The sequence below is a fragment of the Flexivirga caeni genome (assembly GCF_003724155.1).
Lineage (GTDB): Bacteria > Actinomycetota > Actinomycetes > Actinomycetales > Dermatophilaceae > Flexivirga > Flexivirga caeni.
This window is the reverse complement of the sequence record NZ_RJJQ01000008.1, coordinates 140,535-153,244: the sequence shown is the minus strand read 5'-3', so window position 1 is coordinate 153,244 and position 12,710 is coordinate 140,535. Positions and strand designations below refer to the sequence as shown.

The window sequence follows — 12,710 nt, the reverse complement described above, 5'->3', positions numbered from 1 at the left end:
CGTGATCGTCGGGGTCGGCATCGACGTCGTCGACGTGGCTCGCTTCGTCGCCAAGCTGGACGCGACGCCGCGCCTGGCCGAACGGCTCTTCGTGCCCGCCGAGCGCGCGCTGCCGCCCAACTCACTGGCCGGCCGGTTCGCGGCGAAGGAAGCGCTCGCGAAGGCGCTGGGGGCACCGGGCGGCCTGCACTGGGTCGACGCGGTCGTGGTCAAGGACGCTGCTGGCAAGCCGTCCTGGGAGCTGGCCGGCTCGGTAGCGGATCGGGTGGAGCAGCTCGGCATTCGCTCGCTGCACTTGTCGATCTCGCACGACGCCGGCATCGCATCGGCGGTCGTGGTCGCCGAAAGTTGAGGAGAACCACCATGATTCGTGCGTATGACGTGCCTGCTGTCCGGGCCGCGGAAGAAGTGGTCCGGGCACAGCTGCCCGACGGCGAGCTGATGCAGCGCGCGGCGACCGGCCTCGCGCAGGTGATCGCGGCGCGGCAGTCCGAGGAGGGCAGCGACCGGGTGGTCGTGCTGGTCGGCGGCGGAGACAACGGCGGCGACGCCCTGTATGCCGGGGCCATCCTGGCCGCAGACGGTGCCAACGTGCTGGCGGTGCTGGCCGGGTCACAGACGCACGAAGGGGCACTTGGAGCCGCCGAGTCCGCCGGCGTGCTGCTCGAGGAATGGCGGTCGGGTGAGCCGCCTGCCGCTGTCGTATCGGCGCTCGCCGAGGCGGACGTCGTGGTCGACGGCATTCTCGGCATCGGCGGCCGTCCCGGCCTGCCGGAGCACCTGCGGGCGATCCCGGACCTGGTCGGAACAGACGCGTTGGTCGTCGCTGTCGACCTGCCGTCGGGCTGCGACCCGGAGGGGCAGGTCCGCAGCGACGCGCTCTACGCCGACGAGACGGTGACCTTCAGCCTCGCGAAGCCGGTCCACCTGATGCCCGCGACCGAGCAGGCGGTCGGCCTGCTCACCGTGATCGACATCGGTGTCCCGGAGCCGGAAGTCGCTGCAGTGCAACGCTTCTCCCATGCCGACGTGACCGGGCTGTGGCCCGTGCCGGCACCGGGCGACGACAAGTATTCGCGCGGCGTGCTCGGTGTCGTGACCGGCGGTGAGCACTACACCGGCGCGGCCGTGCTGTCGGTCACCGCCGCAGTGACCGCCGGCGTGGGCATGGTGCGTTACATCGGTCCTGAGGCGCCGACCGGCCTGCTGCGGCATGCCGTGCCGGAGACGGTCTTCGGGCCTGGACGCGTGCAGGCCTGGCTGATCGGCTCCGGTCTCGAGCTGGACGAAGCGACAGCAAAGCAGCTCTCGACGGCGCGCGAGGCGCTCGCGAGCGACCTGCCGGTGGTGCTCGACGCGGGTGGCCTCGACCTGCTGAACGAGCCGCGTTCGGCGCCGACCTTGCTGACGCCGCACCTCGGTGAGTTGCTCCGGCTGGCAACGCGTCTCGACATACAGGGGGAGGGCGGGACGCTCACCGATGCGGACGTGCGACACGCACCGACCGTGGTCGCCGGGCAGGTGGCCGACCGGCTCGGCTGCACGGTGCTGGTCAAGGGAGCGGTCACCGCAGTCGTGTCGCCCGCGAGCGTGGGCCGGCCGATCCTGACCCAGGCGGACGGCCCGTCCTGGCTGGCCACGGCCGGAGCCGGTGACGTGCTCGGGGGAGTGTGTGGCGCGTTGCTGGCGTCCGGGCTCGACCCGGCCACCGCGGGTGCCCTCGGGGCGCTGGTCCACGGGGTCGCCGCCGACCGCGCCAATCCGGGCGGTCCGGTGCGCGCCCTCGACGTCGCCCACGAACTCGGCCGCACCGTCGCGCACCTGCTGCGGCTGCCCGCCTGAACTTCGGCCGTGCCGGATGCCACACTTGCCCTGTGACTGACCACGTTCCGACCTTGCCCGGTGACGCGCCCTGCCGGGTGACCGTCGATCTCGACGCCATCTCGCACAACGTCGAAGTGCTCCAGCGGTATGCCGGAGACGCCGCGGTGATGGCGGTCGTGAAAGGCGATGCCTATGGCCACGGCCTGGTGCCGAGCGCGCGTGCGGCGCTGCGCGGGGGTGCCCACTGGCTCGGTGTCGCGCAGTTGCAGGAGGCCTTTGCGTTGCGCTCGGCCGGGATCACCGCTCCGGTGCTCAGCTGGCTGCACGCTCCGGGCGTCGACTTCGCCGCCGCGGTCCGGCAGCGCATCGACATCGGCGTGCCGGCCATCTGGGAGCTGGACGCGGTGGCGGCAGCGGCCCGCGAGGTCGGCGAGACCGCGCGCGTGCAGCTCAAGGTCGACACCGGCCTGGGCCGCAACGGCGCGTATGGCGCGGACTGGCCCGCTCTGGTCGAGGCAGCCGCGCGACACGTTGCGGACGGAACGCTCACTGTCACAGGGGTTTTCACACATTTCGCGTTCGCTGACGCGCCGCACCATCCGACTGTGCAGGCGCAGCAGGTGAAGTTTGCCGACGCGGTGCACGACTGCGAACGTGCCGGGTTCGCGCTCGAAGTGCGGCATATGTCGAACTCCGCGGCCACCTTGACGACGCCGCGGGCGGCATACGACATGGTGCGGCCGGGGCTCGCCGTCTACGGCCTGTCGCCGGTGCCCGACATCGGCGGCCCGTCCCGCTTTGACCTCGTGCCGGCCATGCAGGTGTCGGCGAACATCACTGTCGTCAAACGGGTTCCGAAGGGTCAAGGGGTCAGTTACGGGCACACCTACGTGACGCCGCGGGAGACGACGCTGATCGACGTGCCGTGCGGGTATGCCGACGGCGTGCCGCGTTCGGGCTCGTCGGTGGGGCCGGTGCTGGTCGGAGGGCAGCGTCATACGGTCGCGGGACGCGTGTGCATGGACCAGTTCGTCGTCGACGTGGGCGATCTGACGGTGCAGGCCGGCGACGAGGTGGTGCTTTTCGGCAGCGGTGCACACGGTGAGCCGACCGCGCAGGACTGGGCCGAGGCGACCGGCACGATCAGCTACGAGATCGTGACGCGGATGAGTTCGCGGCTGCCGCGGGTCTATCTCGGCGAACCGGCCCGGTGAGCGCGCGCTCGCGCGGGCTGATCGGGCTCGGCATCGGCCTGGCCGCCGCCGGCGTCGCGACGGCCGCCGGTGTGGCTGCCGACCGGGTGCTGCGCGCCCGCAAGGACAAGGAGACCGACGTCGCCGAGGAGGAGCTCGACCCGTCGGGTGCGGTCGTGGTGGCTGACGACGGGGTGCCGCTCTACGTCGAGATCGATGACCAGGACGATCCAGTGGCGACGGTGGTGCTGACGCACGGTTATGCGCACAACCAGGCGCTCTGGTCGCGGCAGCGGGGCGCCATCCATGACGCCGGCTATCGCGTGGTCGCCTGGGATCTGCGGGGGCACGGGCGGTCCGGCGAGGGCGACGACTCGTCATACACGATCGCGCAGCTCGGTCGTGACCTGGCCACGGTCATCGACCGTACGACGCCGGAGGGGCCGATCGTGCTGATCGGTCATTCGATGGGCGGTATGGCGATCATGGCGCTCGCGCAGGAGCGCCCCGAGCTGGTCCGCGACCGGGTGGTCGGCGTCGCGTTGATCAGCACCAGCGCCGGGGGCCTCACGGAGGTCAACTACGGGCTGGGCCGCCAGCTCGGTGGTGTCGTGCACCGGCTCGGTCCGGCGGCAGTGAGCCGGGTGGGTCGGCGGCAGGAGCTGTTCAACAGCGCCCGGTCACTCGGACGTAATGTCGAATCCGTTCTGGTGCATCGGTATTCATTCGGCGGGCCGGTGCCCGCAGGCGTCGTTCGGGAGGTCGCGGACATGATCTTCGCGACTCGCATGCACGTGATCGGTGCCTTCATGCCGACTCTCATGGCGTATGACGGGCGCGCGGCGCTGCCCATGCTCGCGGGCATCGAGACGCTGATCCTGCACGGGACGCGCGACCGCATCACGCCGATCGAGCATGGCGAGCGGCTGGCGCAGGAGTTGCCCGGGGCCGAGTTGGTCGTCGTGGAGAACGCCGGCCACGTGCTGCCGCTGGAGGACCCTGAGCTCGTCACCCGGGAGCTGCTGGAGTTTCTGCGACGTGCCACTCGGGCTTCGGTGGACACCGAGGTTTCCCAGTCGGATTCGGCCACCTCATGACGGATCGGCGACTGGTGCTCGGCTCGGTCGACGCGACCCAGGAGTGGGGGCGGAAACTCGGCGCGCTGCTGCGTGCCGGCGACGTGATCGTGCTGACCGGTGGCCTCGGTGCGGGCAAGACGACGCTTACACAGGGCATCGCCGAGGGTCTCGGGGTGCGCGGGCCGATCACGTCCCCGACATTCGTCATCTCGCGCATCCACCCGTCGCTGGCCGGTGGACCGTCCCTGGTGCACGTCGACGCCTACCGGCTGGGCGGCCCGGACGAGCTCGACGACCTCGACCTCGACGCGGACATCGCCGTCTCGGTGACCGTCGTCGAGTGGGGAGCGGGTATGGCGGAGGCGCTCGCGACCGAGCACTTGGAGATCGTCCTCGCTGCGGGTGGTCCGGATGACGGTGAGGATGCCCGGGTCGTCACGTTGGTGCCCACCGGTGGCAGGTTCGAGGAACTGGCCGCGCGGCTGCTTGGTGCTTGCTGATCGTCGTCCGGCTGACATACATCGAACGCCCGGTCCACGTCAGGTTGCGGTGGCAGGTGACGCGTTCTTCGGCCGGTAGGTGAGGAGGAACGGGGTCGCGGCGAGGATTCCGGCGGCGATGATGATGGCGAAGCCGAGGAGTGCGTCGCGGGTGGTGACGTGTTGGAGGGCGATGCCGAGGCCGATGACGGGGATGGATATGCCGATGTATCCGGAGAGGAAGAACGCGGCGAGGGATTCGGCGAGTTTGGCCGGTGGTGAGATGCCGATGACGACGGTGAGGCTGCCTTTGAACGTGGCGCTTCCGCCGGCGCCGATGACTGCGCCGCCGATGAGGAACAATGTCAGGCTGGGTGTGGGGAGCCAGGCGGAGGTGACCAGGATTGTGAGCCCGAGGATCATCAGCAGGACGCTGATCGTGAGCACGGCGCGGGGGGTCCATCGGTTGATCGCGGTGGTTAGCACGATTCCGGCAGCGAAGACGAGGCCGATCGCTGCGCCGGCGAGTGCGAGTGAGGTGTGGTGGAGTACTACGAGTAGGAAGGTGCCGGCCAGTCCGATGAACATGCCGAGCACGGCGAAGGCGAGTCCGATGCCGACGAGTGCGGCGATGAACTCTGATCGGGCGTGTGGCGGCACTGCGGCCCGTTGTGGCCGGTAGGGAGGGCGGGGGTCCAGTCGGGGTCGGGTCTCGGCGGAGAAGATGAGCCCGACTGCTGAGATGGCGAACGCGGCGAGCATGACGACATACGGGATGGTCAGTGGATGTGGCGCGTATTGGGCGAGCAGCCCGACGACGAGGGCACCGAGGCCGAGGCCGCCGAGGGTGATGTTGCTGGCCAGTAGTTGTGCCCGGTGCCGCAGGTGCGGCGGCCGGTGTGCGGCGTGCAACTCGGTGAGATAGGTGGTGGCGGTTGACGCGGTCAGGCCGACCGACAGGCCGCACAGCACGCGGGCGAGGAAGAGGCCGGGCAGTGCGGGCCAGGCGATGAAGATGATGGCGCTGATCGCGTCGAGTCCGAGTGCGGCCAGCAGGAACGGGCGGCGGCCGTGCTGGTCGGAGAGGTGGCCGGCGAAGAACAGGCTCGCGATGACGCCGACTGCGTAGGCGGCGTAGACCAGCGTGATCGTCAGCGAGGTGAAGTCGTCGCGGCGGGCGTAGAGACCGTAGAGCGGGCTGGGCGCGGTCATGAACGCTTGCAGTGAGAGGAACGCGAACGCGGTCATCCAGTAGCTGAAGCGGTGCCGAGTGGTGCTGTGCGCGCGGGTGTTCATAAGGGCACCCTAACTCAATTTCTATCCAATGGTCATAAAAGGAGGCCAACGGCCGTACTCGAGCGGTGTCCGCAGATCCTGCGCGCGGCGCGGACTGTGAGGTGGCGTGCCTTGGTGCTGATCTGGTTCCGGTGGGCAACTGGCCGGGAGGGGTGCTCGTAGGATTCGAGGCATGCCCCCACGACCTGACGCTTCGTCCGGCAATGCCGATGACGCTGCCCAGGCGCCCCGTCGTGGGCGTGGCCGGCCGGCGGTATTGAGCCGGGAGCGGATCGTGGCGGCGGCGTTGGAGTCGAATCTGGACACGCTGACGGTGCGCGAGCTGGCAACCAAGCTGGGGGTTCGTCACGGCGCCCTGTATCACTGGGTAGCTGACCGTGATGAGTTGCTTGATCTGGTCAGTCAGGTGATCGTGGATCGAGTGTTACCGGCCGATGATCCCCGGCCGGAGCAGTGGCGGGACTGGTTGCGTCGGCTGGCGTGGTCAGCGCACGATGAGTTTCTCGCGGTCCCCGGCTACGCGACGCGGACCTCGCAGCCGCATCGGCATAACCAGGAGTCGTTCGGGCGGATGCGGACGCAGGTGATCAAGGCGTTCACCGCGGCGGGGGCGAGCCCGGAAATGGCCGAGCAGAGCTTCTATATTTTCGCGACTTCCCTGTTCAGTTGCCTGTCGGCAATCGAGAACTCTGTCGATCTGGGCGGCAGTGACGTGCGGTACGACGTATTCCTGGAGACCCTGTTGCGAGGTCTGCCGGCCCGTGACGAAGTTCCTGGTCGGCCGGCGTCGAATCGGTCGTGGGCAGGGTCGTCGGCGGCGCGATCCTCCGCAGCCGGTCCGTCAGGTCGTCAGTCGCCGAAGGCAAGCCGGTCGGCGACGTCGGGGTCGGCCGGGTCCTGACCGGCGGCTGCGGCGCGTTGGTAGTTGGCGAGGGCGGTGTTGTCGAGTCCGTTTTTCCAGTAGACGGTCGCGCGGCGGTCGTCTCTGTGGGTGTGGCGCTGGTGATCCAGGTGATCGCTGGATCGTCGCGGCGGGGGAGCAGATCCAGGTCCGAGTCGTGGTCGGCGGTGAGGAGCACTCCTGGTGGGGACTGTTGCGGGCAGGGTTTCGAGGATGACCGCGACCGCGGGCGGTGCGCTGTCGTCGCCGGCGAGTAGGCGGGTGTCGGTGCCGGTTGCAGCGTGGAACTCACGGCGCATTCCGGACAGACCGATGGTGTCACCGTGGCTGGTGCGGACGGAGCCGAGGAGGGGTTGTGGCGATCGCATCGCTGACCAGCTCAGCGGGTTGCCAGGGTGGTCGTTGTCGGTGGTCGCCGATAGGCTTGAAGTGCTTCTGTGCCGGGATTGGTTGGCGCGAATTTGATTGGGGGATATGGTAATTCGGTGATTCTGGGATTGACCTGGGAGTCGTACGAATGTATGATGGGAGCATGTCGAAGCAGCAGCTACTGGTCCCCGGTGAGGTCATCACCGGTGCACCCGTGGATGCGCTGCTGGCGACGGCGCACGCGTTGCTGGTGGCAGCTGCTGGCAAGGTGCGGGAGGGGACCCGGGATGTTCCTCGCGGAGTGTTGATCGATCAGGCGGTCGCCTGCCAGCAGGTGCAGAACACGGCGTGGTCGGTGCAGTCAGTGCGGTTGGCGCAGGTCGCTTCCATCGAAGAAGTCATGATCTCTGGTGAGGGGGTGCGGGAGGTGCGGCACCCGATCGGCGCCCACCAGGACGAGTGGTTGCCCGCGGAGGTCGCCACCCGGTTGGGGTGGTCGGACCGGCAAGCCACCAACCGGCTCACCGAAGCAATTCAAGTCATCAGGTGCACCCCAGGGTTATTCGACCTCGCGACCGCCGGGGTACTGGATGCCCGCAAAGTCTCCGCGGTCACCGACGTCCTCTGTAGCGCCACCCCGAACGCGATCCGGCAGGTCGAAGCCGGACTCCTGACCGTGATCGACCAAGCCAGCCAAGCCAGCCACGACGACGAGAACCCTGGCCAGGACGCCGAAGACGGAGCCTCGGCGGGTGAGGAACCCGGCCAGGACGCCAGTGACGGTGACGACCAAGACGCCGCGACCGGTGAGGAACCGGGAGTCCCGGTGGCGGTGACGTCCACGAAACTCGTCCGGCGGGCACGCAGGTTGCTCGCTCAGGTGGCGCCCGCCGAGGCGGAGGAGTCGGCCGCGGTGCGGCGGGCGCACGCGCTGGGGGTGCAGGTGTACCCGCACGACGAGCCAGGGTTGAGCGTGCTGCGCGCGGTCCTACCCACCATCGACGCCATGCAAGTGCTGGCCGGAGTCAACGAACTCGCCAGTCACCTGCACCAGGACACCACCACGGCCAAGGGCCTGGACGAGTGCCGGGTCGACGCATTCACCGACCTGCTCCTTGGCAACGTCACCGTGGACACGACCTGTGTGCTGCAGATCCCCGTCATCCCCGCCAGGACCAGCGCGGCCGGGGCCGGCGGGGCCGGATTCACCCCCGAGGTCATACCCGAACGGCCAGTGACGAAGCCCGTAGTGGTGTCCAGGGCTACCGAGCCCGTGTTCGCCAGGTTGCTCCGGGACACTTCGAGAGTCAGCCTCGACCTGCTGACCGCGGTAGGCGCGCTGGAAACAACCCCAGCAGGTCTGACGGCTGGCGCGAGCGGCCCGGCCCGGGGGGACTGGAGCTGGCGAAGCCCCGGCGACGTGCAGCAACTGGACAGCACCCACCGCACAACATCACGCCACGCCACGAGCGCAGCCGAGCAAGCCAGGGTACCAGGGACCCGATGGCGGATCAGCGACACTGTCATCGAAGGCATTGGCGTCATCCCCGCCGCAGTGCTCACCCACCTATGTCAGACCCTCGGCACCACCCTGACCCGTGCCCTGGTCGACGCCGACACCGGCGCCACTCTGGAGTCCTCGGATCGGACCTACCGGCCCAGTGCACGGGTACGCCGGTTTGTCACCCGGCGGGACGTGCACTGCCGCTTCCCCGGCTGCACCAGGCCCGCGGTCCGCTGCGACGTCGACCACGTCACCCCCTTCCCCGACGGCCCCACTGCCGCCTGGAACCTGCAATGCCTGTGCCGACACCATCATCGCGCCAAACACGAAACCGGCTGGAAAGTCACCATGACCCGCACCGGGGTCTGCACCTGGACCAGCCCCTCCGGCCGCAAATACGTCACCTGGCCCGGCGACTGACTCGTGAGCCGCGGCTCGTCCGCCCCGCCGCGGGATCAGTGCTCGCTTGGGAACTGAGACCGGCTTGAAGGTCACGGACGATCGTGCCGAGTTGTCCCGATGCGAGGAGCCCCGGCCCGAGGGGACCTGATCGGTTCTGCCCGACAGGTGGAAGGGTGCGCAGCGCAGCCCGGACCTCCGCCGTCAATTGCGCTAGCTGCCAGCGGATTTCGTCGTCACCGGCTTGTGGCCGGTTGGGTTCCGCGATGCTGGCTGCCCTCACGGCATACGCCGCAGCCCCGAGTGCGTGTGCACCCATATGGCACACGGCGACGGCCTGCCCGGCAGACCGGGCGGCAGCAGCGGCGGCGGGAGTCTGCACCGCGCCGACGGGCACGCCACCGACGAACCGGCGGCGCTTCAGCCTCGAACAACCCGAGCACCCGCTCGGCGCAGTCGGCCGCCCATCCGGCGACGAGACGGCGATCTGCTTCGCTGAGCGTCTGCGGTGAACTCACGCTCGAACTCTATGCATTGTTGTGCGCGTGGAGTCAGAGGTGAGAGCGATCGGCGCCAGGCGGCGCCGTACCCTTGTCCGGTGCTCCTGCTCGCTCTCGACACCGCCACCTCGGCCGTCACCGTTGCGCTCCACGACGGCGACCAGGTCGTCGCCGAGGAGTCGCTCGTCGACGCGCGCCGGCACGCCGAGACGCTGACCCCGATGATCGCCTCCGTCGTCGCGGGCGCCAGGCACCGGCCCGCGGACCTTACGGCAGTCACGGTCGGCGTCGGACCCGGGCCCTTCACCGGCCTGCGCGTCGGCCTCGCCACCGCGGTCACGCTCGGCCTGGCCCTCGACATACCCGTGTATGGCGTGTGCACTCTCGACGCGCTCGCGCACGCCGTCGCCTTACGGCCGGGCTCCCCGGCGAAGTTCGTGGTGGCGACCGACGCGCGCCGCAAAGAGGTCTACTGGGCGCACTACCGGACGAATGATGGCTTCCCGCAACGTGTTTCGGGTATGCCGCAGGTGTCGCGGCCGGCCGACCTCTCCGACGAGATCCGCGCACTCCCAGCCGCCGGACGTGGCCCGCTCCTCTACCCCGACTGCTTCGCCAGCGCACTGCAGCCGCTCGACGTGCCCGCGGGAGCGCTCGCGGCATACGCAGTGGAGCAATTGCGCACGGGCGGCGAGCTGCTGCCCGTGCAACCGCTCTACCTGCGCCAGCCGGACGCGACCCCCTCGGCCGGACCCAAGTCGGTGCTGCCGCGATGACCACTCCACTGCGCGAGCTGGAGTGGCCCGACCTGGCCGACATCGGTGCCCTCGACGAACAACTCTTCGGACAGGACGCGTGGTCGGCTCGGTCGTGGTGGGCCGAGCTGGCCGGCCGGCCCCGACGCCGCTACACGGTCGCGACCCAGGGCGAGCGGATCGTCGGCTACGGCGGCATCGACTGTGCCGGCGCGACCGCGGACGTGATGACGATCGGCGTCGACCCGGCCGCTCAAGGCGCCGGCGTCGGCCGCGCGCTGCTGGCCCACCTCCTCCGCCAGGCACGCGAAGCCGGCGCCGAGGCATTGCTGCTCGAAGTCCGTGCCGACAACGACCGAGCCCGAAACCTTTACCTGCGAGCGGGTTTCGAGCACATCCAGACTCGGCGCAACTACTACCGCCCCGACAACGTGGACGCGCACATCCTGCGCGCCGACCTCAAGGTGACCGCATGACCGAACCGCTCATCATCGGCATCGAGAGCTCGTGCGACGAGACCGGCGTCGCGTTCGTGCGCGGCAACACGCTGCTGGGTGACGTCGTCGCCAGCAGCGTCGAGCAGCACGCGCGCTTCGGGGGAGTGGTGCCCGAAGTCGCCAGCCGCGCCCATCTGGAAGAGCTGATCCCGACCATCCGGCGCGCCTGCGAAGAGTCGGGCCACCGCCTCGCCGACGTCGACGCGGTCGCCGTCACCTCCGGCCCCGGACTCGCCGGTGCGCTCATGGTCGGCGTCGCCTCCGCGAAGGCGCTCGCGTGGGCGCTCGACAAGCCGCTGTATGGCGTGAACCATCTCGCGGCGCACGTCTGCGCCGACGTGCTGGACCACGGCCCGCTGCCGGAACCCACTGTGGCACTGCTGGTTTCGGGTGGCCACACCAATCTGCTGCTGGTGCGCGACATCGCCTCCGACGTGGTCGAACTGGGCAGCACCATCGACGACGCGGCGGGCGAAGCGTTCGACAAGGTTGCGCGCGTGCTCGGCCTGCCCTACCCCGGAGGGCCGCACATCGAGCGGGCGGCCGCCGAGGGCGACGCCACCGCCATACGCTTCCCGCGTGGGCTGACCTCGCGCAAGGACCTGGAACGGCACCGCTTCGATTTCTCCTTCTCCGGCTTGAAGACCGCCGTCGTGCGCTGGGTGCAGGAGCGCGAACGTGCCGGCGAGCCCGTCCCGGTGGCCGACGTGGCAGCGAGCTTCACCGAGGCCGTCGCGGATGTGTTGACCCGCAAGGCGATTGACGCCTGCCGCGAGTATGGCGTGGGCGATCTCCAGATCGGCGGCGGCGTCACCGCGAACGCCCGGTTGCGCGCACTGGCGCAGGAGCGCTGTGACGCGGCAGGTGTCAGCCTGCGCGTCCCGCGGGTGCGCCTGTGCACCGACAACGGTGCCATGGTCGCCGCGCTCGGCTCACAGCTGGTGCAGCGCGGCCTCGCCCCGAGTTCCCTTGACCTGCCTGCAGATTCGTCGATGCCGGTGAGCCAGGTCAAGGCGGACTGAACTCACCAGTCCCGGTGCTCGATGCCGGAGGCCCAGCGCTCCGGGGGCTCCGGGCGTTCGAAGACCGAGGCGATGGCGATGCGGCCGGGGCCGCTTGCGGACAGCCACAGCGTCGTCGACTGGTATCCGGTCCGGTTGAACGAGCCCGCGGCGGCGCCACCGGGCTGTTCGGAGACGAGGCTCAGACGCACCGAACCGTCGTAGTAGATCAACGACGAGGGCTGCACCAGGATGCTCTCGCGGGGGGCGAGATCACGGATCAGGACGTTGCCCGGAGCGTGCAGCATCAACAACCCGTGCTGGCCCTGGGCCTGGAAGCGGTCGACGAATTGGCCGATCGGGTAGAAGTACTCCGTGTCGTTTCCGGAACGGGTGGAATACCACACCGGCGCCTGGTACCAGTCGTAACTGACGTTGGAGCTGGCGACCAGGAAGCGATGCTCATGCACGTTGATGGCCTGTCCGGCCCGCAGTGGCACCGCGATGGTCTCCCCGGGTGCGTCCTCGCTGAAGGCCAGCGAGCCCGGCCCGTGCGCGGTCATCATGACCAGCGGCAGACCCGCCATCATGCGTTTGAAGCCGCCCTTCATCGGCAAGGTGTCCAGCTGCACGCGGGAGTCGGCGTGCAGCAGCACGTGGTGGGAGAAGTAGACCCCGTCCTCCGGCCCCAGCTCCATCTCCGTCATCGGCACATACTTGCCGCTGACCTCGCAGGTGGAGCGGTTCCAATAGAGCTTGGTCATGTCCCGCAGTGGCGGCAGTTCGATCCAGCCGGAATCGCTCGTGCGCAGCGTCACGTCGATGGGTGCACCGCACGAGGGACAGCTGCGTTGCTGACCGTCACTGGGCATCCGGCAGTAGGGACACTCATAGGTGGTGTTCGTCATCGGCG

Annotated in this window: 15 protein-coding genes; 10 read left to right on the top strand and 5 right to left on the bottom strand. The window is 69.3% G+C overall.

Features of this window, described 5'->3' with window-relative positions; genetic code table 11:
* Position 1 precedes the first annotated feature (1 nt).
* The 5 genes from EFY87_RS09770 to tsaE are packed head-to-tail and all read left to right on the top strand — an operon-like array spanning position 2 to position 4,596.
* The gene (locus EFY87_RS09770; RefSeq protein ID WP_123271291.1) at positions 2-352 is read left to right on the top strand and encodes a holo-ACP synthase; all 351 of its coding nucleotides are present in this window, start codon (positions 2-4) and stop codon (positions 350-352) included.
* Between the two features lie 11 nt (positions 353-363).
* A complete protein-coding gene (locus EFY87_RS09765; protein ID WP_123271290.1) occupies positions 364-1,842 on the top strand; it encodes an NAD(P)H-hydrate epimerase in 1,479 nt (492 codons plus the stop codon).
* Between the two features lie 32 nt (positions 1,843-1,874).
* Positions 1,875-3,038, top strand: coding sequence for an alanine racemase (alr, locus tag EFY87_RS09760; protein ID WP_123271289.1), 1,164 nt, complete (start codon positions 1,875-1,877; stop codon positions 3,036-3,038).
* Positions 3,035-4,114 carry an alpha/beta fold hydrolase gene (locus tag EFY87_RS09755; RefSeq protein WP_158607575.1) on the top strand — a complete coding sequence of 360 codons (1,080 nt, stop codon included), beginning with the start codon at positions 3,035-3,037 and terminating at the stop codon, positions 4,112-4,114. The genes alr and EFY87_RS09755 overlap by 4 nt, the downstream gene beginning before the upstream one ends.
* Positions 4,111-4,596, top strand: a complete 486-nt coding sequence (gene tsaE, locus EFY87_RS09750; RefSeq protein ID WP_123271287.1) for a tRNA (adenosine(37)-N6)-threonylcarbamoyltransferase complex ATPase subunit type 1 TsaE — start codon at positions 4,111-4,113, stop codon at positions 4,594-4,596. The genes EFY87_RS09755 and tsaE overlap by 4 nt, the downstream gene beginning before the upstream one ends.
* 39 nt (positions 4,597-4,635) lie before the next feature.
* On the opposite strand, the gene EFY87_RS09745 is transcribed toward tsaE, so the two are convergent.
* Positions 4,636-5,871, bottom strand: a complete 1,236-nt coding sequence (locus EFY87_RS09745) for an MFS transporter (RefSeq protein ID WP_123271286.1) — start codon at positions 5,869-5,871, stop codon at positions 4,636-4,638.
* 172 nt (positions 5,872-6,043) lie between these two features.
* Here EFY87_RS09745 and EFY87_RS09740 point away from each other — a divergent pair, with 172 nt between their 5' ends.
* On the top strand, positions 6,044-6,772 hold the full coding sequence (locus EFY87_RS09740) for a TetR family transcriptional regulator (protein ID WP_220093586.1): 729 nt from the start codon (positions 6,044-6,046) through the stop codon (positions 6,770-6,772).
* Here the strand turns inward: EFY87_RS09740 and EFY87_RS09735 are convergent.
* Positions 6,721-7,140 (bottom strand): hypothetical protein, encoded by a 420-nt coding sequence (locus tag EFY87_RS09735; RefSeq protein ID WP_123271285.1) that lies wholly within the window; start codon positions 7,138-7,140, stop codon positions 6,721-6,723. The genes EFY87_RS09740 and EFY87_RS09735 overlap by 52 nt on opposite strands.
* A gap of 164 nt (positions 7,141-7,304) precedes the next feature.
* Between EFY87_RS09735 and EFY87_RS09730 the strand changes: the two genes are divergently transcribed.
* Entirely contained in the window at positions 7,305-9,065 is a 1,761-nt protein-coding gene (locus EFY87_RS09730) for an HNH endonuclease signature motif containing protein (RefSeq protein WP_123271284.1), read from the top strand.
* Here the strand turns inward: EFY87_RS09730 and EFY87_RS21265 are convergent.
* Both EFY87_RS21265 and EFY87_RS21260 read right to left on the bottom strand, forming a co-directional pair.
* Positions 9,046-9,363 (bottom strand): putative immunity protein, encoded by a 318-nt coding sequence (locus EFY87_RS21265; protein WP_342769114.1) that lies wholly within the window; start codon positions 9,361-9,363, stop codon positions 9,046-9,048. The genes EFY87_RS09730 and EFY87_RS21265 overlap by 20 nt on opposite strands.
* Positions 9,281-9,562, bottom strand: coding sequence for a putative immunity protein (locus EFY87_RS21260; RefSeq protein WP_342769113.1), 282 nt, complete (start codon positions 9,560-9,562; stop codon positions 9,281-9,283). The genes EFY87_RS21265 and EFY87_RS21260 overlap by 83 nt, the downstream gene beginning before the upstream one ends.
* Positions 9,563-9,642: 80 nt before the next feature.
* Here EFY87_RS21260 and tsaB point away from each other — a divergent pair, with 80 nt between their 5' ends.
* The 3 genes from tsaB to tsaD are packed head-to-tail and all read left to right on the top strand — an operon-like array spanning position 9,643 to position 11,818.
* On the top strand, positions 9,643-10,320 hold the full coding sequence (tsaB, locus tag EFY87_RS09720; RefSeq protein WP_123271283.1) for a tRNA (adenosine(37)-N6)-threonylcarbamoyltransferase complex dimerization subunit type 1 TsaB: 678 nt from the start codon (positions 9,643-9,645) through the stop codon (positions 10,318-10,320).
* Positions 10,317-10,775 carry a ribosomal protein S18-alanine N-acetyltransferase gene (gene rimI, locus EFY87_RS09715; protein ID WP_123271282.1) on the top strand — a complete coding sequence of 153 codons (459 nt, stop codon included), beginning with the start codon at positions 10,317-10,319 and terminating at the stop codon, positions 10,773-10,775. The genes tsaB and rimI overlap by 4 nt, the downstream gene beginning before the upstream one ends.
* Positions 10,772-11,818, top strand: coding sequence for a tRNA (adenosine(37)-N6)-threonylcarbamoyltransferase complex transferase subunit TsaD (gene tsaD / locus EFY87_RS09710; RefSeq protein ID WP_123271281.1), 1,047 nt, complete (start codon positions 10,772-10,774; stop codon positions 11,816-11,818). The genes rimI and tsaD overlap by 4 nt, the downstream gene beginning before the upstream one ends.
* A gap of 2 nt (positions 11,819-11,820) precedes the next feature.
* On the opposite strand, the gene EFY87_RS09705 is transcribed toward tsaD, so the two are convergent.
* A complete protein-coding gene (locus EFY87_RS09705; RefSeq protein ID WP_123271280.1) occupies positions 11,821-12,705 on the bottom strand; it encodes an AIM24 family protein in 885 nt (294 codons plus the stop codon).
* Positions 12,706-12,710 lie beyond the last annotated feature (5 nt).

What these genes read in the sequence shown, in the direction of transcription:
- EFY87_RS09765 (WP_123271290.1), top strand. Translation starts at nt 364, where the DNA reads ATGATTCGTGCGTATGACGTGCCTGCTGTCCGGGCCGCGGAAGAAGTG.
- tsaE (WP_123271287.1), top strand. Translation starts at nt 4,111, where the DNA reads ATGACGGATCGGCGACTGGTGCTCGGCTCGGTCGACGCGACCCAGGAG.
- EFY87_RS09745 (WP_123271286.1), bottom strand. Translation starts at nt 5,871, where the DNA reads ATGAACACCCGCGCGCACAGCACCACTCGGCACCGCTTCAGCTACTGG.
- EFY87_RS09740 (WP_220093586.1), top strand. Translation starts at nt 6,044, where the DNA reads ATGCCCCCACGACCTGACGCTTCGTCCGGCAATGCCGATGACGCTGCC.
- EFY87_RS09735 (WP_123271285.1), bottom strand. Translation starts at nt 7,140, where the DNA reads ATGCGATCGCCACAACCCCTCCTCGGCTCCGTCCGCACCAGCCACGGT.
- EFY87_RS09730 (WP_123271284.1), top strand. Translation starts at nt 7,305, where the DNA reads ATGTCGAAGCAGCAGCTACTGGTCCCCGGTGAGGTCATCACCGGTGCA.
- EFY87_RS21265 (WP_342769114.1), bottom strand. Translation starts at nt 9,363, where the DNA reads ATGGGTGCACACGCACTCGGGGCTGCGGCGTATGCCGTGAGGGCAGCC.
- rimI (WP_123271282.1), top strand. Translation starts at nt 10,317, where the DNA reads ATGACCACTCCACTGCGCGAGCTGGAGTGGCCCGACCTGGCCGACATC.
- tsaD (WP_123271281.1), top strand. Translation starts at nt 10,772, where the DNA reads ATGACCGAACCGCTCATCATCGGCATCGAGAGCTCGTGCGACGAGACC.
- EFY87_RS09705 (WP_123271280.1), bottom strand. Translation starts at nt 12,705, where the DNA reads ATGACGAACACCACCTATGAGTGTCCCTACTGCCGGATGCCCAGTGAC.